The 17050-nt window shown below is 55.4% G+C and carries 16 protein-coding genes, 1 tRNA gene and 1 other RNA gene; 14 read left to right on the top strand and 4 right to left on the bottom strand.

Annotation, left to right across the window (positions count from 1 at the left end; translation table 11 throughout):
* Positions 1-186 precede the first annotated feature (186 nt).
* A complete protein-coding gene (gene uvrA, locus DPRO_RS11805) occupies positions 187-2952 on the bottom strand; it encodes an excinuclease ABC subunit UvrA (protein WP_097013736.1) in 2766 nt (921 codons plus the stop codon).
* A gap of 196 nt (positions 2953-3148) precedes the next feature.
* Here uvrA and DPRO_RS20045 point away from each other — a divergent pair, with 196 nt between their 5' ends.
* The 4 genes from DPRO_RS20045 to DPRO_RS11820 all read left to right on the top strand — a co-directional run bounded on the left by DPRO_RS20045 (position 3149) and on the right by DPRO_RS11820 (position 5310).
* On the top strand, positions 3149-3286 hold the full coding sequence (locus DPRO_RS20045; protein WP_157917459.1) for a hypothetical protein: 138 nt from the start codon (positions 3149-3151) through the stop codon (positions 3284-3286).
* A gap of 6 nt (positions 3287-3292) precedes the next feature.
* The gene (locus tag DPRO_RS11810) at positions 3293-3667 is read left to right on the top strand and encodes a bacterioferritin-associated ferredoxin (RefSeq protein ID WP_097012220.1); all 375 of its coding nucleotides are present in this window, start codon (positions 3293-3295) and stop codon (positions 3665-3667) included.
* Positions 3668-3706: 39 nt separating this feature from the next.
* The gene (locus tag DPRO_RS11815; RefSeq protein WP_162291177.1) at positions 3707-4177 is read left to right on the top strand and encodes a ferritin family protein; all 471 of its coding nucleotides are present in this window, start codon (positions 3707-3709) and stop codon (positions 4175-4177) included.
* Positions 4178-4302: 125 nt separating this feature from the next.
* On the top strand, positions 4303-5310 hold the full coding sequence (locus DPRO_RS11820) for an HD-GYP domain-containing protein (protein WP_097012222.1): 1008 nt from the start codon (positions 4303-4305) through the stop codon (positions 5308-5310).
* On the opposite strand, the gene DPRO_RS11825 is transcribed toward DPRO_RS11820, so the two are convergent.
* Positions 5307-6521 (bottom strand): class I SAM-dependent methyltransferase, encoded by a 1215-nt coding sequence (locus tag DPRO_RS11825; protein WP_097012223.1) that lies wholly within the window; start codon positions 6519-6521, stop codon positions 5307-5309. The genes DPRO_RS11820 and DPRO_RS11825 overlap by 4 nt on opposite strands.
* Before the next feature lie 146 nt (positions 6522-6667).
* Here DPRO_RS11825 and DPRO_RS11830 point away from each other — a divergent pair, with 146 nt between their 5' ends.
* From DPRO_RS11830 to cysS, 9 genes are all read left to right on the top strand, one after another.
* Positions 6668-6958 (top strand): DUF4911 domain-containing protein, encoded by a 291-nt coding sequence (locus DPRO_RS11830; protein ID WP_097012224.1) that lies wholly within the window; start codon positions 6668-6670, stop codon positions 6956-6958.
* Positions 6959-7069: 111 nt separating this feature from the next.
* Positions 7070-7145: transfer RNA gene (locus tag DPRO_RS11835), tRNA-Ile, on the top strand.
* Between the two features lie 24 nt (positions 7146-7169).
* Positions 7170-7316: a hypothetical protein gene (locus DPRO_RS20050; protein WP_157917460.1), complete on the top strand. Its 147-nt coding sequence runs from the start codon at positions 7170-7172 to the stop codon at positions 7314-7316.
* 4 nt (positions 7317-7320) lie between these two features.
* On the top strand, positions 7321-8319 hold the full coding sequence (locus DPRO_RS11840; RefSeq protein ID WP_097012225.1) for a Nif3-like dinuclear metal center hexameric protein: 999 nt from the start codon (positions 7321-7323) through the stop codon (positions 8317-8319).
* Positions 8320-8365: 46 nt separating this feature from the next.
* Positions 8366-9091 (top strand): zinc ribbon domain-containing protein, encoded by a 726-nt coding sequence (locus tag DPRO_RS11845; protein WP_097012226.1) that lies wholly within the window; start codon positions 8366-8368, stop codon positions 9089-9091.
* Between the two features lie 184 nt (positions 9092-9275).
* Positions 9276-9627, top strand: an RNA gene (gene rnpB / locus DPRO_RS11850) — RNase P RNA component class A.
* Positions 9628-9691: 64 nt separating this feature from the next.
* A complete protein-coding gene (ispD, locus tag DPRO_RS11855) occupies positions 9692-10888 on the top strand; it encodes a 2-C-methyl-D-erythritol 4-phosphate cytidylyltransferase (protein ID WP_097012227.1) in 1197 nt (398 codons plus the stop codon).
* Between the two features lie 3 nt (positions 10889-10891).
* Entirely contained in the window at positions 10892-11758 is an 867-nt protein-coding gene (locus DPRO_RS11860; protein WP_097012228.1) for a hypothetical protein, read from the top strand.
* A gap of 36 nt (positions 11759-11794) precedes the next feature.
* Positions 11795-13252, top strand: a complete 1458-nt coding sequence (gene cysS, locus DPRO_RS11865) for a cysteine--tRNA ligase (protein ID WP_097012229.1) — start codon at positions 11795-11797, stop codon at positions 13250-13252.
* 364 nt (positions 13253-13616) lie between these two features.
* On the opposite strand, the gene DPRO_RS11870 is transcribed toward cysS, so the two are convergent.
* Entirely contained in the window at positions 13617-15047 is a 1431-nt protein-coding gene (locus DPRO_RS11870; protein ID WP_097012230.1) for an MATE family efflux transporter, read from the bottom strand.
* Between the two features lie 69 nt (positions 15048-15116).
* Positions 15117-16025: an isoaspartyl peptidase/L-asparaginase gene (locus tag DPRO_RS11875; protein ID WP_097012231.1), complete on the bottom strand. Its 909-nt coding sequence runs from the start codon at positions 16023-16025 to the stop codon at positions 15117-15119.
* A 138-nt stretch (positions 16026-16163) separates the two neighbouring features.
* Here DPRO_RS11875 and DPRO_RS11880 point away from each other — a divergent pair, with 138 nt between their 5' ends.
* Positions 16164-17003 carry an AraC family transcriptional regulator gene (locus tag DPRO_RS11880; RefSeq protein WP_097012232.1) on the top strand — a complete coding sequence of 280 codons (840 nt, stop codon included), beginning with the start codon at positions 16164-16166 and terminating at the stop codon, positions 17001-17003.
* The last annotated feature ends 47 nt before the right edge of the window (positions 17004-17050 follow it).

Genomic DNA, 17050 nt, shown 5'->3' on the forward strand with positions numbered 1-17050 from the left:
AAAATGAAAAATACAGTATTGTAGAAACTGATAGGCGAGATAGTGGATATCAATAATGGCCGCTCTACTCTACTAAAAAAAGAGGGGGAAAAACAAAGAAAGGCAGTGGGGTGGAGGCTGCACTGTTGAAAAGAATCACGAGCAGCAAGATATGATTTCTCATTCCCTGCTGCTCGTGTTGCATGACTATTTCAGGAACTGGCCGGTCGCCGAGTCTGGATTGGCTATGATTTCTTCCGGTGTACCGGAGGCAACAATGCGCCCTCCGTGTTCACCACCACCGGGACCAAGGTCGATGACATGATCCGAGGCATTGATGACGTCGGTATTATGTTCAATGACGATGACCGTGGCTCCCTTTTCCACCAGTGCGTGGAGCACACGGATCAGTTTGCCGACCTCATGCATGTGCAGCCCTGTGGTCGGTTCGTCCAGAATGTACAATGCTCCGGGTAGGTTCCGCTTGCCGAGTTCGCGGGATATCTTGATGCGCTGCGCTTCACCGCCCGAGAGGGTGGTGGCGGGCTGTCCAAGCTGGATGTACTCCAGGCCGACCTGCGCCAGAACATCGAGCTTGCGCATGAGCGGCGGGTGGTTGGCGAAGAATTCCCGCGCCTGTCGGACTGTCATGTCGAGGACATCGGCAATGTTCTTGCCCTTGTATTCCACCTCAAGGGTCTGGGCGTTGTACCGCTTGCCCTTGCAAGTCTCACAGGTGACGTAAACGTCCGGCAGGAAGTGCATCTCCACCCGAATCTGACCGTCGCCCTTACAGGCTTCGCACCGTCCGCCCTTGACGTTGAATGAGAAACGTCCCGGCTGGTAACCGCGGGTTCGCGCTTCCTTGGAACCGGAAAAGATTTTACGGATTTCATCAAAAATCTTGGTGTAAGTGGCCGGGTTCGAGCGGGGTGTTCTGCCGATGGGGGTCTGGTCGATGGAGATGACCTTTTCGACCTTATCCAGCCCGTCGATACCGCCGATTTTACCGGGATTGTTGGCTTTGTTGCCGTTGTACAGCTGCATGTGCTTGTACAGCGAGTCCATGACCAGGGATGATTTTCCTGATCCCGATACACCGGTGACGCAGGTCATCAAACCGAGGGGTATATCGACATCAAGGTCCTTGAGGTTGTTGGTCTCAACCTTGCGCAAGGTGATGTGATCCGTGGCCTTGCGCCGGGTCTCCGGGGGCGCGATGAACATGTCGCCGCGCAGATATTTGCCGGTCAACGTGTCGGACTTCAACAGCTTCTTGACCGGTCCCTGAAACACGATTTCGCCGCCGAGCCAACCCGAGCTGGGGCCGATCTCGATAACGTGATCCGCTTCAAGAATGGTCGGCTCGTCGTGCTCGACAACCAGCACGGTGTTGCCGCGGGATTGCAGCGAGCGCAGGGTGTTGATGAGGCGTTCGTTGTCCCGTGGGTGCAGCCCGATGGACGGCTCGTCCAGAACATAGGTGACACCCACCAATCCTGAACCAAGCTGGGATGCCAGACGGATACGCTGCGATTCACCGCCGGACAGCGTGCCCATATTGCGGCCAAGGGAAAGATATTCCAGGCCGACGTTGACCATGAAGCCAAGCTTGTGTGTCAGCTCCTTGAGCAGCGGTTCGGAAATAAGGGTCTCCTGGCCGGTGAACTCCAGATCGTTGAGCCAGTCCAAGGCTCGCTGGATAGACATGGATACAAACTCGAACATGTTCTTGTCGGCCACGCGAACGGCCAGCGCTTCGGGGCGCAGTCGAGCGCCGTGGCACGACGGACACGGTCGGGACTGCTGGAACCGTGCGGTCCAGTGATCCCAGACGCCGGACTGCTGCTGTCCGTATTCGAGAATGGGCACAATGCCTTGCCAGTGCGTCTTGGAACACCCGTGGAACAGGGCATTCCACGCCTTCTCGGAGTACTCTCCGAGTGGCGTATCCAACGTGAATCCGTATTCCTTACCCAGTTTTTTGAGCTGGGGGGCGAATTGCTCCTGACGATAGGCGGATTTCCATGGGATGACGCCTCCGTCATTGAGGGACAGTCCCTTGTTGGGCGAAATGAGGTCCGGCTCGAAATATTCTACGGAGCCGATGCCGTTACATGTCTGGCATGCGCCCTGCGGCGAGTTGAAGGAGAAAAGCTGCGGGGTGAGGCGCGGCATGGAAATCTTGCATGACGGGCAGGTGGACAGGGTGGACATGAACGTGTCGCCGGGATTCTCCCCGCCGACCACGCTGACGATCATCCGTTCCTCGCCCAGTTCAAGTGCCAATTCCACCGAGTCGGCCAGCCGTTTCTTGATGCCGTCCTTGATCACGAGGCGGTCCACCACCAGTTCGATGGTGTGCTTCTTGTTCTTCTCCAGCTCGGGAGTGTCATCAAGGGTATACATGGTGCCGCCGATGCGGACACGGACGAACCCTTCCTTGCGGAGTTTGGCGAACAGGTCCTTGTGGGTCCCCTTCTGATGTTCCACCAGCGGAGCGAGGATCATGAATTTTGTGCCCGGATCCTTGGCGAGAATGGTCTCGACAATGGCGTCCGTGGTCTGCGCCTCGATGGGCTTGCCGCATTCGGGGCAATAGAATTTGCCCAATCTCGCGAAAAACACACGCAAAAAGTCATAGACCTCGGTTACGGTACCCACAGTGGAGCGGGGGTTGCGTGTGGCGGTCTGCTGCTCAAGGGAAATGGCCGGGGAAAGCCCTTCCACCTTGTCCACGTCCGGCTTGTCCATCTGGGGCAGGAACTGGCGGGCATAGGCGGAAAGGGACTCTACATATCGCCTTTGACCTTCGGCATAGACGATGTCGAATGCCAGCGTGGACTTGCCCGAGCCGGAAGGGCCGCACACGACGACCAGTTGGTCGCGGGGGATGTCCAGGGTCAGATCTTTCAGGTTGTGGTGGCGTGCACCTTCGATATGTATGACATGATTATTTGTGGATTTGGTCATCACCGGAGAGTAACCATTCCTGAATCGAAGGCAAGCAGGATATGCTGAAAAGTTGCCGTTCAAGGTGGAAGTGATAATCTCTTTCCAATCCGTTATAATATTGACAACCGGGGCCATGACCGTATTGTGTATTCATGACAGATGGTTGTTTATATACAGCCTCAGTAAACGAAAAAGAGAGTGTATCGGAGTTGCCATGACCAAACCGATGATGGATTTGCCCATGAACACCAAAAGCGACACGTGCGGCTGTGGAGGTCCTCCTTCGCATGTTGATGTCCCTTGCCCGTCCTGCGGCGCAAAGGGGATGCGCGTGAAAGCCGGGACGGTGTGATATCATTTGAACGAGGAATTTCGAGGGGATGCCGAAGGCATTTACGGGTTGTGCCTTTCTGCCGATTGCGAGGTGTCCTGGTACGCGCAGGATGGCTCGCATCATTTCACGACAGCACAGACGGAAACGCCCATCTGGACCAAGGACGGAGCCGATCCCGTCTATGCTTGTTACTGCAATGAAATCACCCGAGACATGGTGCGTTACTGCGTGAGCAGAAAGGGGATGCGCACCCCGGAAGAAATCTATGCACATTATCTTGATGGGGAGCCTGTCTGCGCCTGTGCGGCCAGAAATCCTTCAGGGCAGTGCTGTAATGAGACATTCGAGAAAATGATCGGGGAGGAATTGATGGAGACCCTGCGCTGTAAGTGCGGGTGATTGTTTTCCATTCGTTTCCATTGCATTTGTTAAGGCGGTATGATGAGCGGTAATTCCTGTACGTTGGGCCAGTTGATAGATCTGGCCATGGAAGTGGAACAGAAGGCGTATGATTTTTATGCCGGGCTGGAAGAAAAATTCAAGAATAATGAGCAGTTTGTGTCCTGTGTCTGTGGCATAAAAGAGGACGAATTGCTGCATTATCGCATTTTGACAGAAATTCAGGAGGCGCTGCCGGATCATCGCCTGACCATGCCTATTCCGAAGGAGAAGGTCGTCCCTGTGCAGAGGGTGATCAAATTTCTTGATACGGTCGACCTTGATGGCATGTCGGATGTGGATGAGGTTATTGATGCCATTCGCACACTGGAGGAGGTCGAGTTCGATGTGGTCATGGCGTTTGTGGATACCGAGGAGATCGATTTCGAGCTGACTCGTGAGTATCTGAAAAACGAGAGTCTGGATCACAACAACCGTATTTACCTTGCGCAGCAGTGCCTGCTGGATTGAGTCGCGCTGACATAGCATTGTTCAAAGGCATCTGGCGGCAGAGCGTTTGTAAAAGCCGTGAATGAAAGGATGTACCGCCGATTGCCGGCAGTACCACGCAGTGGGATCAACCAAGGGGAAGTAGCATGGGTAATTCGGTTCCCGCCGAGAAGAGCGGGGGAGGCTCAAACAACAGGAAAACAGGGTTGTTTCGTGTCTCGCCATATATGGTCATCCCTTCCCGGGTCGGTGGGTTTTCCCTGTATCTGAGGCAGGGCGAATCCTTTGTCCTGTACGCAGAAAAAGGCCAGCTCTTTACCGAGGAGCACAAAGACCGCCTGGCCGAACTCGACGTTGATCATCTTTACGTAAAATCCGAAGACTATCCCTTTTACACAGAGTATTTGCATGAAAACCTGCTGAATATACTCGACGACAGCTCCATACCCGTTCGGGATCGTGCCCGGGCCTGGAACGATGCCACGGTGTCGCTGGCCAAAGCGGCATATGATCGTAATCTCCCACAATCCCTTGATAAGGAACGCTTTACGCGCATTCGCAAGCTGATCAATAACTCACTGAAATTTTTGGCCCGAGACGATGCGCTCAAGGAGTTGTCCCGTTTCATTGCCGAGAGCAACGAGCAGTTTGAGCACGGCATCAATGTCATGGTCCTCACCGTGAGTGTGCTCATGACGTTTATCGAGGATGACTCCGATCTGCTGGTGTCGGTTGGTATTGGCGCGATGCTGCATGATATCGGCAAGCTGGAACTGCCGGAAGAGCTGTTCTGGCGCCGCGAGGGAACCTTGAGCCAGACCGAAATTGATCTCATCCGTTCGCATCCAGCTTTGGGTGTGGGCGTCTGCTCGGGCATGCCGTTGCCCCAGGAAACACTGCAATGCATCCTTTTTCATCATGAACAGATGGATGGCACAGGCTATCCGGGCGGGATGACCGAAAGCCTGTTGCCTGCCTATGCTCGTGCGCTGATTTTATGCAATGAATACGACAACTATATCCGGGGCGGACCGGGACGCAAAAAAATGACGCCCTTTGAAGCTCTGACGCGCATAAAGAGTCGGCGTAGTGCGCACGATCAGGATATGCTCAAGCGGCTCATTGCCGTGTTGTCAAAAGCCGATCTCGCCTAGTCGCGCTTCTTTCTGGACCATACGGCATACACCGGATCGCTCTCGGGAAGCTCCTCGGCGTAGCGATCGTCGCTGTCCTTCGGGCGCTCCCAGCCGCGTTCGGATAACGTGGTGATGGCCTCGAACTGTTCTGAACGAATCATGTACTGGCTGACCAGCCCCATACGCTCAAACTCATGCAGCTCTGTCCAGACGCGGATAACCTTGGACGGGAACCAGCGGTTGGAAAAGGCCACGGCAAAAACGCCTCCGGGACGCAGTATGCGCGCAACTTCTTCAAAAACGGCGTGGGGCTTGATCAGGTACTCCACACTGGCCGTACAGATAACCGCATCAAACGAGTTGCTCTCAAAGGGCATTTCCGGCTGTTCGTTGAGGTCATGAATCAGGTGATCGGTCAGGGACGTGTTGGCTTCCAGTTCTTTCTTGTTCATGCCAAGCCCTGTCACGGATTTGGGCTCTATCCCCTCGGGCAGATGTGATTCGTGTCCGGCCATGAGATCAAGGATATCCATCCCCCCGGCCAGTACGTTGGCGTAGGCGTGCTGGATGTTCTGTCGTGCGCGCGAGTCCATGTGGTGGACCATGCGTGGCTTGGAGTAAAAGTTGGCATCACTTGACTCGTCGTCACGCTTGAAGGGTTCGGCACCAAGAAAATCCGTGGGTGTTTCCGGCAAACGGGCCTGCATGCCGGGGCCTTTCAGGATGGAGTCGGGCCAGCGCTTGAGCTTGCCTGCGGCGCCGTGGTGCTTTTTGATTTTCGTGATGGCAGCTTTGACGGTGACCTCCCGTCCGGCCATGGGATGATTCAGGTCTGCCTTGAAGCCGCTTCGATCCCAGTCGACCACACGAAAGGGTGTGTCCGAGTCCGGACGGGTGCCGGGAACGGATTCGATAAAATGCTTTGGGTAAAAGCGTCCGATTCGCGGCTTGATATACCGACCATTGATGAGGGGAGCCTGAAAGCGGGCAATGGGCATGTCCAGCACCTTGCCCGGCTTGAAAGGCGGAACTTCGGATGAATCCATTTTCATGGCAACGGAGTCGCCTTCGCCAAGCCCTCGGGTACGGCTTTTGATACCCAGTGGTAATATGTCTCTCGTATAGCTGACATCGACTGCCATGTAGTTTTCGATATGCGTCGCGTGGGAGCTTTCCCAAGTGAATGTGAAGAATAAGTCCGCCAGGGAATCCTGTGCGATGTAAACCATTTGAATCTCCTTTTATATAGCTTCGCATGCCAGCCTGAACCAGTGCGATAGAATTCGAGCGTCAGCTTTATCATAGCCCAAAACAAGGAAAACGCAAACAGCTGTTGGGCATTGCGTATTGGCCGGGGGAGAGGTAGTGTCGTGTGATGAGCAGCAGGAAATCCACCTCAAGAAGACGTCCGCGCAAACGCATCTGCCCTCCGGCCCCGGAACGGTCAGAGCGAATGTATATTCGTATAGAGCCATCCCGTATCGCGCTTTTCCGCTTTTTGCTGGAAGGGTACGACAATCTGGGCATCTTTACTGTCACCAATAAGTTCAAGGGAATACTCCAGCTCCGATACAGTCCCCATCAACGGCGTGAGATGCAACGCTTCATAGAGGCTGTTCGTACGGAAATGGAAGTGGAAGAAGTTGCCATTCCCTGTGAAAAATAACGGTCGTACTTACAGTGGGTTATGTTATGGAGTAGAGGGTGCCATCTAAAGCATAGCTCCCTCTTGACACCACTATAAATAAAGGGATATTGTTTCCCGCTCGTACACAACGGGCCAGTAGCTCAGTTGGCAGAGCCACCGGCTCATAACCGGTCGGTCCCAGGTTCGAATCCTGGCTGGCCCACCATCCCCCCGAAAGCGGGAGGAATGATTGATTTCATACGATACAGGAACCGTGTTCAACGCATATATCCTGAAGTATCCCGCGAAGGCCGATGGCTGGGATATAGATGAGGAATTTAATGCTCCCGAGGGGGAAACCCTACGGGAGCATTCTCTTTCTGGTAAAGTGGTGTAAGTGTATGAAAATTAAGGATATTTTATCGATTTTTGGCGATTTGGTCCCTGAGGAGAATCAGTCTTCATGGGACAATTGTGGCGTGCAGGTTGCCGGTGCCGTTGATGAGACAGACCGTGTTGCCGTGTGCCTTGAGCCGACGCCGGCCATGCTTGAGCAGTGCCTGGAGTGGGGTGCCGATGTGGTGCTCACCCACCATCCGCTGTACATGAAGCCGCGCCCCTTGGGGCGTAACGATCGCTTCACAGGCATTGTGCGTCAGTTGATGACTCGGGGAGCCTGGCTGTATGCCGCGCACACCTCGCTGGATACGCGTCCCGGTGGCCCGGCATTCTGGCTGGGGAGCGAACTTGGACTGCAGAATTCCCGCCTGCTGGAAGTCGAGCGCAGCGTGGCGCCCATGGAGGTTTCCTTTTACACGGAAAAACCCATTGAGCGGGAAACAGCCGACATTTGGGCCAACAATGACGGCATTCATTCGGTTGCCCAGTCCCGCACCGGAGAGGTCCGCATCGTCTGTGATGAGGCCGCATGGCCAGATATAGCCGGTGGAATTGAATTTTCTCTTGGCAAAAAGCCCCTGTTTTATATTCGTCCGCTTACCGCCCCTCGTCGAGAGGTCGGCTTCGGTGAAGTGGGCGACCTGCCGGAATCCATGACATGGAATGACTTTGCCGATCGGCTTGCCGGACTGGTCAAGCGCGATGCGTTTGCCGCTTCAGGACCGCAGCCCGATACGGTGCGACGGATCGCCTATTGCGGCGGCTCCGGTTCGTCACTTATCGAAACCGCAGCCCGAGCCGGTGCCGATGTGTTTATTACCGGAGATATGAAGTATCATCCGGCGGTGGATACCCCCATTTGTGTCGCGGATGTGGGCCATTTTTCTCTGGAAGAGGAGATGATGCGGCGATTTGCCGCTGAATTGGAAGACGCCCTGGACGGCGTGACTGTCCGCTTTTTTGAGGGCGAGGATCCATTCCGACTGCATGTGGTCGGATAAGAAAGAAATCACCCGAAGGTGTTTCAAATAGATAGCGAGGTAAAGCATGTACGAAAAACAGATTGAGCAGCTGATTATCCTGCAGCAGGTTGATGACGAAATCCTTATTCTCAAGGATGAAGTCGAAAAGGCACCGCTGGAGTTGGCCGACCTTGAAGCGCAGATGAATGAGTTCAAGGAGCGTCGCGTTCAGATCGATGAGCGTCTCGACATTCTCAAGGACCAGAAGAAAAAGCTGGGCATTGAGATTGAAGAAGATGCGGGCAAGATCAAGAAGTCCAAAAACAAGCTGATGCTGGCTAGCAACACCAAGGAATATCACGCCATGATGCGTGAAATGGATTCCCTGGAAAAGCTCAACCGCAATCGTGAAGAAGAAAAAATCACGGTCAAGGAAGAATTTGACCGCCAGAATGCTGCCATTGAAGCTCTCAATGAAGAGATGTCCGGCGTACAGGAGCAGTACGATGCCCTGAAGACCACGCTCGATGAACGTCTGGCTCAGGCCAACAAAAAGCTCGAATCTCTTGGCCGCAAGCGCAAGAAAGCGTGCAAGGTCGTTCCGCCGCCGATTCTTGGTCGTTATGAGTTCATTCGTGAGCGGATGCAGAATCCGGTTATCGTGCCTGTAACGCAGGGCGTCTGCCACGGTTGTCACATCATGATTCCGCCTCAGATTTACAACGACCTCCAGAAAGGTCAGCAGATTCTCAGCTGTCCCAACTGCCAGCGCTTGATTCACTGGCAGCGTCAGGACGAATCGGACGCATAGTTCGGTTCTTTGCGACAACGTTTCGTGTCGCTGGAAGGATGCACGGCGCCACGTGCCGGGGCAGGTGGCGATCGGATTCCTTTCGGGATGATTTACTCTCCGTTTTATCGGAGAGATATGCACAAGCCCATTTGACAAGGGAGGCTTGTACGTATGCGTTGTTGCAAAGCCGTTTTTCAAGTTCGGAGTTGGCCAGATTGTCGCTACGTGTAGAGGAAAGTCCGGGCTCCGCAGGGCAGGACGCTGGGTAACTCCCAGGGGGAGCGATCTCCGTCAAGTGCAACAGAAAGTATACCGCCTCCGGGCTTCGGCTCGGCGGTAAGGGTGAAACGGTGGGGTAAGAGCCCACCGGCTGTCGTGGTGACGCGGCAGGCCAGGTGAACTCCGTCCGGAGCAAGACCAAATAGGGCAGCGCCAAGATCGGCCCGATCGTGCTGCCGGGTAGGTTGCTTGAGGCGTCTGGTAACAGCCGTCCGAGATGAATGACAATCGCCCCGCAAGGGGAACAGGACCCGGCTTATCGGCCGACTCCGAACTTGCCATACCGCCGGGGAAGCCAGACTTCCCCGGCGACCAGTGTTTCAAAGCCGTGGAGCGTACATGGATCGACCGTTGAACAATACTTGGGGTGTCATCCTCGCCGCCGGGTCCGGCTCTCGCCTGACCGATGCGTCGGGGGGCGTCCGCAAACAATATCTCGAATACAAGGGCGCGCCGTTGTTTTGGCATTCGGCCCGCACGTTTTCCCGTGTGGCCGGCGTCAAAGGGTTGGTCTTTGTCTTCCCCGAAGAAGACGTCAAGCAGATGGAAAAGCGTCTTCGCCTCTTTTTCAAGGGTGAAGAGCTTGGGGTTCGCTGGAAAATCTGTGCCGGTGGTGCTCGCCGTCAGGATTCCGTTCACTGTGGCCTCAAGGAACTGCCGCGTGATTGCCAGGCGGTGCTTGTCCATGATTCTGCCCGTCCTTTTGTTTCGGCAACCCTGATCACCTCGCTGCTGGATGCACTGAATGACGGTGCTCGCGGTGTCATCCCGGCTGTTGCCGTGACCGACACCATCAAGCGCGTGGAAGGCGATGTCGTCGTCGAAACCCCTGATCGTTCACAACTGCGCGGAGTGCAGACCCCTCAGGCTTTTGAAGTGCCGCTGCTCATGGAAGCCCACGAGCGTGCCACTGCCGAAGGGTGGGAAGTCACCGACGATGCCTCCATGGTCGAGCGTATCGCTTCGGTCACCGTTGTTCCCGGTGAACAGGCCAACGTCAAAATTACCAATCCCGAAGACCTGCAACGGCTGGAAGAGGCCAAGGTCACCGTCCCATGCGTGGGATGGGGATACGATGTGCACAAATTCGGCGGCGAAGGGGATCGTCCCCTGGTTCTCGGCGGAGTCCCTATAGCGGGACCGTTGACCATCGTGGCCCATTCGGACGGCGATGTCCTGCTGCACGCCCTTGCCGATGCTGTGCTCGGTACATTTGGCGGTGGCGACATTGGTACGCATTTTCCTGACAATGATCCGGCTTTTGCCGGTGCAGACAGCTCTGTCCTGCTCAAGGAAACCTTGCTCATGGCCCAAAAGGCCGGAGCGCGTATTGTCCACGCCGACCTGACGGTCATCACTCAGGTGCCGCGCCTCGCCCCTCATGCCAAGCAGATTGCCAAGAATCTGTGCCGATTGCTTGGCCTTCAGTCGCATCAGGTCAACTTCAAGGCGACCACGGAAGAGAAGCTCGGTTTTACCGGTGCCAAGAAAGGCATCAAGGCCGTGGCAACCGTGACCGCATTGAGGGAGCTGTAGACAATGGGACGCCTCGGCAAATTCGTTTTTTCATTCGTGCTCTTCATCATCGTCTGCTACGGCGGGCTGGTTTGGTTTGCGAATCATGAGGTGGAAAAAGGGTTCAATGCGGCCGTTGATTCCACCGAAGGGTTGGATGTAACCTATGCCGACCTGTGGTTTGATCTGTTTGATCGCACCGTCACACTGACCGACGTCAAGGCCACGCTGGCGAGCGGCAAGCAATATACCGCAGATGAAGTCATCGTGTACGCTTTTGACGAGCGGCATTCCATCCCCCATTTCATTCGAGCACAGGCCAACGGGCTGACTGTCACTCCATCGGTGTTGGGTTTGCCCGCGACTCCTGAAATGAAAGAACTGATCGGTGATCTGACCCTGGATTATCGGTATGATTCGGCTACCAAGTCCTTGAATCTTGCCACTTTGGCTTTTGATGAAGCCAGATTGGGCAAAGTTGAAGTGTCCGGAACAATGACACAGCTTGACCTTGACCAGTTTCGTGTGGAAAATCTCGTCGGACTGCGCATCAAGGATGCAGAGTTCCGACTGCGGAACCGGCAACTTATGGATACCCTGTTTGAAAATGGGGCAGCCGCTCTCGGGGCCACCCCCGAAGTTGCCCAGCAGCAGTTGATTGCCGAGCTGGACATGCTGGCCGAGCAGGCCGGAAAGGCAAACAAGCCGATCCCGGAAAAGGCATTCCTTGAGTTGAAGCGATTTGTGGAGCAGCCCGAAATGCTGATTGTCAGGGCAGCCCCGCAGGAGCCTGTGCCGTATTTGTATTTCTTCATGGGCAGGGACTTGTATGAGAACCTGCATTTGCTGAATCTCTCTGTCGAGTCAAGAATCGTCGAAAAGAATCAATAATTAAGTAAATCAAATAATTATCAACGGAGCATAGTAATGAGACTCTACAACACTCTCAAGAGGCAGAAGGAAGAGTTCGTCCCGATCAATGACAACAAGGTCAACATGTATGTGTGCGGTATTACCGCTTACGACCTGTGTCACATCGGCCACGCTCGCTCCAGCGTGGTCTTCGACGTGTTGTATCGGTATCTCAAGCACAAGGGATACGACGTCACTTTCATCCGCAACTTCACCGACATCGATGACAAGATCATCAAGCGCGCCAACGAAGTGGGCGAGGAAGCCGGTGCCATTGCCGAGAAGTTCATCGGCGAGTTCTATGTCGATATGGACAAGCTCGCTGTGAAGCGCGCTGACGTTGAACCCAAGTGCACCGAACATATCCCAGAGATGATCGCATTGACCGAGCATCTCATCGAGAAGGGACATGCCTATGCCACCTCCTCCGGCGATGTCTATTTCAAGGTCCGCTCCTTCGAGAACTACGGCAAACTTTCCGGGCGCAATATCGATGAATTGGAGTCCGGGGCTCGCATCAAGCCGGGCGAGGAAAAGCAGGATCCGCTCGATTTCGCCCTGTGGAAAGGCGCCAAGCCGGGTGAGCCGTCCTGGGAATCCCCTTGGGGACAGGGCCGTCCTGGCTGGCATCTGGAATGCTCCGCAATGAGCGAAAAGTATGCTCCTCTCCCTCTCGATATCCACGGTGGTGGGCAGGATCTTTCCTTCCCCCATCACGAGAACGAGATTGCCCAGTCCGAAGCGGCCACCGGCAAGCCGTTCGCCAACTACTGGGTTCACAACGGGTTCGTGCAGATCAACTCCGAGAAGATGTCCAAATCGCTGGGCAACTTCTTCACCATTCGCGATATCCTCGCCAAGTTTCTGCCTGAAACCCTGCGGTATTTTCTGCTGACCATGCACTATCGCTCCCCCCTGGACTTCTCCTTCGAAGCCCTGGAAGAAGCCGAGAAAGGCATCAAGCGTGTCTACTCCGCCTTGGCTCAGATCGACGTTGAGTTGTCCAAGTCCAAGTGGAAGAAGTCGCCGTTCCCCGAAGAGCTTGTCGCTGAACTGGATGCCATTGAGCAGCATTTCACCGAGGCCATGGAAGATGACATGAACACAGCCGGTGCGCTCGGTCATGTTTTCTCCGCCATCCGTCTGGCCGGTCGTATTGCCGAGGACAAGAATCTGCGCAGATCCGAAGGCGGTCGTGATCTTTTCACCCGCATCAAGGAGGACATGAAGCAGTGGGGCAACGTGCTCGGTATCTTCGAGCGTGACCCAGCCGAGTTCTTGACCGAGCTTCGCGACAATCGTGCTGCCCGTGCCGATATTGATCCGGCCAAGGTGGAAGCGTTGATCGAAGCCCGTCAGGCCGCTCGCAAGGATAAGGATTTTGAAAAATCCGATTCCATTCGTGACGAGTTGGCCGCCATGCAGGTCATCGTGAAGGATACCCCGCAAGGTGCGACGTGGGATGTAATTTAGCATCATCGTCTGATTGAATGAACAAGGACCGTCCAAGTGGGCGGTCCTTTTTTTGTGGGCAGTTAATGGAGTGGTGTGAAGAGTGAAAGGCAGGATAGGAATGCCGCTTTGCGGCGATATGTCGCAAGACTTCGCCTCCGGTGGCCAAAGGGCGATCCCCTTTGGAATCCCATTGCGCCTTCGGCGAGGGTAGTTCTAAGGGGACAAAATAGAATCTAGGTATATAATACTTGGCTCCGTAAGGAGCCAGACTGGGGATGCAAGGGCGGTAGTCCTTGCCCGCCGGAGACGAAATCACCCGACCAATCCGCCGAAGGCGGCTTCCTCTCCCTATTCTTACGGCCGAGGCAACTCGCCGCCGACTCTACTTTCGAATATCGGCTCCCAATGGCGCTGCCTCATCGGAGGCGGGCTTTGACAATTCGCCTTCGTTCTCCAATTCCCATTGCACCTTGTGGAGCGTCCGCCTTGCAAAGAAAAAGGCGATGATAGCGGAGGTCCAGACGATGGCGGCAATGCTGAGCCAAAGTGAAATCGTCCCGTACCCCATTACCTTGATGAACAGCGTGAATAAAATCCAGGGCGCTATGACCTGCCGCAACAAGCCGATCCAGATGGCAAACATCGGGCGCTTCATCCCTTGCAGGGCGGAAGTGGACACGAAGATGACCACATAGCCGTACAAAGTGAAGGCATCGATGCGCAGATACTCGGCACCGATGGCGATGACGGCGGGATCGTCGGTAAACAGCGCCATGAGTGGCTCGGCAAAAAGGAAGAGGGGGATGGAAAGGGGGATTAGAATGGTGGCTCCGTAAATGAGACACTTGCGAACATTCTCCCTGATACGTGCGATTTTTTCGGCACCGTAGTTCTGAGCGGTGATGGTCAGCGACGCGACGTTGAGACCAATGGTGGGCAGTAACACAATCTGGTCGATACGTGTGGCGACTCCGTATGCGGCAGAGGCTTCCGGGCCGAACTTTGAGACGAATCGGAATATGACGAAAAATCCCAGGGCGATAGTCATGTAGTTGAGCGATGCAGGGAATCCCTGATGCGCTATTTCGCCGTAAATCTTTGGGCGGGGGATGAAGTTACCTCCCTTGTCGGTCACCAGCAGACCGGTTTTGCGAGCCTTGAAAAGCAGATAGCAGGCTCCGAGTCCCTGAAGGATGACTGTTGCCCAGGCTACACCGGCAAGCCCCATGGCAGGGAGACCGAAGCCGCCGTATATGAACCATGGATCGAGCACGACATTGAGCAGCGCCGTGAATATGAGGACGTTGCGGAAGCTCTTTGTATCGCCCTGGGCCTGCAGGATGGCGTTGAAGAGATAGAGAAAGACGGTCACGATGTTACAGGCGAAAATGGGATTCATGTACGCGAGACAGGTGGCGAGATACTCGCCTTCGGCCCCCAGCCAACTGAAGATGGCCGGTGAGAAGGTGAGACCGAACCATGCAAGAAAAGCGGATACGATCACACCGAAGCCAAGCATCTGAACGGCCACCAGTGCGGCCTCGTTTTTCCGCTTGGCGCCGAGGGCCGCGCCCATGAGCGCCGTGGCACCGGTCCCGATGCCGCTGGAAAGCGACGTGATGATGAAATAAACGGGAAGTGACAGGGAAAGCGCGGCTACGGCTTCGGTATCAATGCGGCCAGCCCACATGGTGTCCACCACGTTGAACATGGTATGGAAAAAGAAGCCGATGGATGCAGGTACGGCGACCTGTTTAATCACTTCGGGGATGGGGCGACGCGTCAGATCGGTGGTGTCGGGAACAGTGCTCATGGGTGGAGCATATCAGAAAAGGATCGCCAAACCGACCCTTTTTCATCATTCTCTATAGACCATCGTGATCTAACGACTGTGGATTCGACTTTGAACCTGCCCATCGTCGTCGGCATAGGCAAAGGCCATGCGCGGCGTGTTGTGGGCGAACCCGTATTCGCCCTGCGGAGAGAGCATGATCACGCCGCCGTACCCCTTTCCTCGCTTGAGAAGAACGTCCATGGACCGAGCAGCCGATTCCATGGCGGAGTGATGGGGCAGAAAATCGCAGGCGGTCTTGCACAGCATGACCCGAAGGAGTGATTCCCCATAGCCGGTTGAAGAGGCGGCACCCAACTCATTGTCGGCATATCCGCCGGAGCCGATGACAGGGGAGTCGCCGATACGACCGGGATGCTTGCGAGGCGTGCCGCCCGTGGAAGTGGCGCAGGCGAGGTCGCCATTCATGTCCAGAGCCACCGCGCCGACCGTATCACTGGGCGTCGGACCGCTGAACGCATTGATGGGCGTGAAGGACTCGTCGTTCTTGATCTTTTCGTAGAAAGCCAACTCACGCTCCGTGAGCAGTTCCCGCGGGTCCACGGTTTCCATGCCGCACTGCCGGGCGTACTCAAGGGCGCCCTGACCGGCGAGAATCCGAAAATCCTTGGCCCCCATGACGTGACGGGCAAGGGTAACCGGATGCATCAGATCCGGCACGGCGCAGACCGCGCCGAAATCAAGGGCCGCGCCATCCATGATCAGGGCATCCAGCTCAATATCACCCCTGGCATTGAGAAACGCCCCTCTCCCGGCATCGAATGTCGGGTCGAGCTCAAGGATGTTGACTGCCTGCTCCACAGCGTCCAGGGCCGAAAGTCCGGCTTCCATCTTCGGATAAATTTCGCTGATGGCCGTATGCACGCCGTTTACGTGATCGTCGACGAACTTGTCGGGAATATCCCATGCTCCGCCGTGTACTATGAGTCGAGGTTTCATGGCAGTCACCTGTTTTGTAATGGTTTTTTCAGGCGCCAAGTATGGCACATGTCCGGTTCGCAGTACAGCGGGGAGTGGTGGGCAAGTACCGGGGAAGACGCGTTGACGAAAGTGTGCTGGCGAGGATAGCTTCTTCCTATGGCGAACAAGACAACAGGTAACACCGTGCAGTTCTGGCGCGACCCGGACCTTCCGGGCGTGGAGGTCAGATACTCCCGCTATTGTGAGGAGGCGTTTCGCATGCATGTGCATTCGACCTACTCCATCGGCTACTTGGAGAGTGGGATGACGTCTTTCGAGCTGGAAGGAAAACCGCATACAGCCACCGCCGGACAGATGGTGCTGATCGGGCCGAATGTTGTCCATGCCTGTAACCCGGACCTTGATTCCGGCATGGCCTACCACATGTTCTATGTGGATGGCGTGTGGCTGGAAAATGTCGGGCGCGAGGTGTTTGGTCGCGAAGTCGGTCGTCCGGTGTTTGAATCGCCGGTGGTGGACGACTTTCCCTTGCTGCAAAGCTGGCAGGATTTACACCAGTCTATCGTTGAAGGGGCCGGACGGCTGCACAAGGAAACGCTGCTTGTTCAGGCGGTTGGGGATTTGTTGCTGCGCCATGCCAGTCTGGGTACGGCTTCGGACTCGGCTCCCGGAAAGGAAGCCGTGGCTCGGGTCAAAGAATATCTCTGTCAGCGACCTGAGCAAAAGGTCAACCTGGATACTCTTTCGGAAGTGGCTCACCTGAGCCGATACCACTTGTTGCGTGTCTTTCGGGAGGAGGTCGGCCTGCCGCCCCATGCCTATCACAATCAGGTCCGGGTGGAGCTGGGTAAACGGCTCCTGACCGAAGGGGCCACCATCATTCAGGCGGCGCTGGATTCCGGTTTTACCGACCAGAGCCATTTCACTCGTGTTTTCAAGCAATTCACCGGGGCCACACCCAGACAGTACCAGTCGGATCATTGCATCGAAAAATGATCCATTCAGCAATTTCATACCATACTTTCCGATGAGCGATCGGTAGA

Origin of the sequence: Pseudodesulfovibrio profundus, assembly GCF_900217235.1 — a bacterium.
Classification (GTDB): Bacteria; Desulfobacterota; Desulfovibrionia; order Desulfovibrionales; family Desulfovibrionaceae; genus Pseudodesulfovibrio; species Pseudodesulfovibrio profundus.

What these genes read in the sequence shown, in the direction of transcription:
- uvrA (WP_097013736.1), bottom strand. Translation starts at nt 2,952, where the DNA reads ATGACCAAATCCACAAATAATCATGTCATACATATCGAAGGTGCACGC.
- DPRO_RS20045 (WP_157917459.1), top strand. Translation starts at nt 3,149, where the DNA reads ATGACCAAACCGATGATGGATTTGCCCATGAACACCAAAAGCGACACG.
- DPRO_RS11815 (WP_162291177.1), top strand. Translation starts at nt 3,707, where the DNA reads ATGATGAGCGGTAATTCCTGTACGTTGGGCCAGTTGATAGATCTGGCC.
- DPRO_RS11820 (WP_097012222.1), top strand. Translation starts at nt 4,303, where the DNA reads ATGGGTAATTCGGTTCCCGCCGAGAAGAGCGGGGGAGGCTCAAACAAC.
- DPRO_RS11825 (WP_097012223.1), bottom strand. Translation starts at nt 6,521, where the DNA reads ATGGTTTACATCGCACAGGATTCCCTGGCGGACTTATTCTTCACATTC.
- DPRO_RS11830 (WP_097012224.1), top strand. Translation starts at nt 6,668, where the DNA reads ATGAGCAGCAGGAAATCCACCTCAAGAAGACGTCCGCGCAAACGCATC.
- DPRO_RS11840 (WP_097012225.1), top strand. Translation starts at nt 7,321, where the DNA reads ATGAAAATTAAGGATATTTTATCGATTTTTGGCGATTTGGTCCCTGAG.
- DPRO_RS11845 (WP_097012226.1), top strand. Translation starts at nt 8,366, where the DNA reads ATGTACGAAAAACAGATTGAGCAGCTGATTATCCTGCAGCAGGTTGAT.
- ispD (WP_097012227.1), top strand. Translation starts at nt 9,692, where the DNA reads ATGGATCGACCGTTGAACAATACTTGGGGTGTCATCCTCGCCGCCGGG.
- DPRO_RS11860 (WP_097012228.1), top strand. Translation starts at nt 10,892, where the DNA reads ATGGGACGCCTCGGCAAATTCGTTTTTTCATTCGTGCTCTTCATCATC.
- cysS (WP_097012229.1), top strand. Translation starts at nt 11,795, where the DNA reads ATGAGACTCTACAACACTCTCAAGAGGCAGAAGGAAGAGTTCGTCCCG.
- DPRO_RS11870 (WP_097012230.1), bottom strand. Translation starts at nt 15,047, where the DNA reads ATGAGCACTGTTCCCGACACCACCGATCTGACGCGTCGCCCCATCCCC.
- DPRO_RS11875 (WP_097012231.1), bottom strand. Translation starts at nt 16,025, where the DNA reads ATGAAACCTCGACTCATAGTACACGGCGGAGCATGGGATATTCCCGAC.
- DPRO_RS11880 (WP_097012232.1), top strand. Translation starts at nt 16,164, where the DNA reads ATGGCGAACAAGACAACAGGTAACACCGTGCAGTTCTGGCGCGACCCG.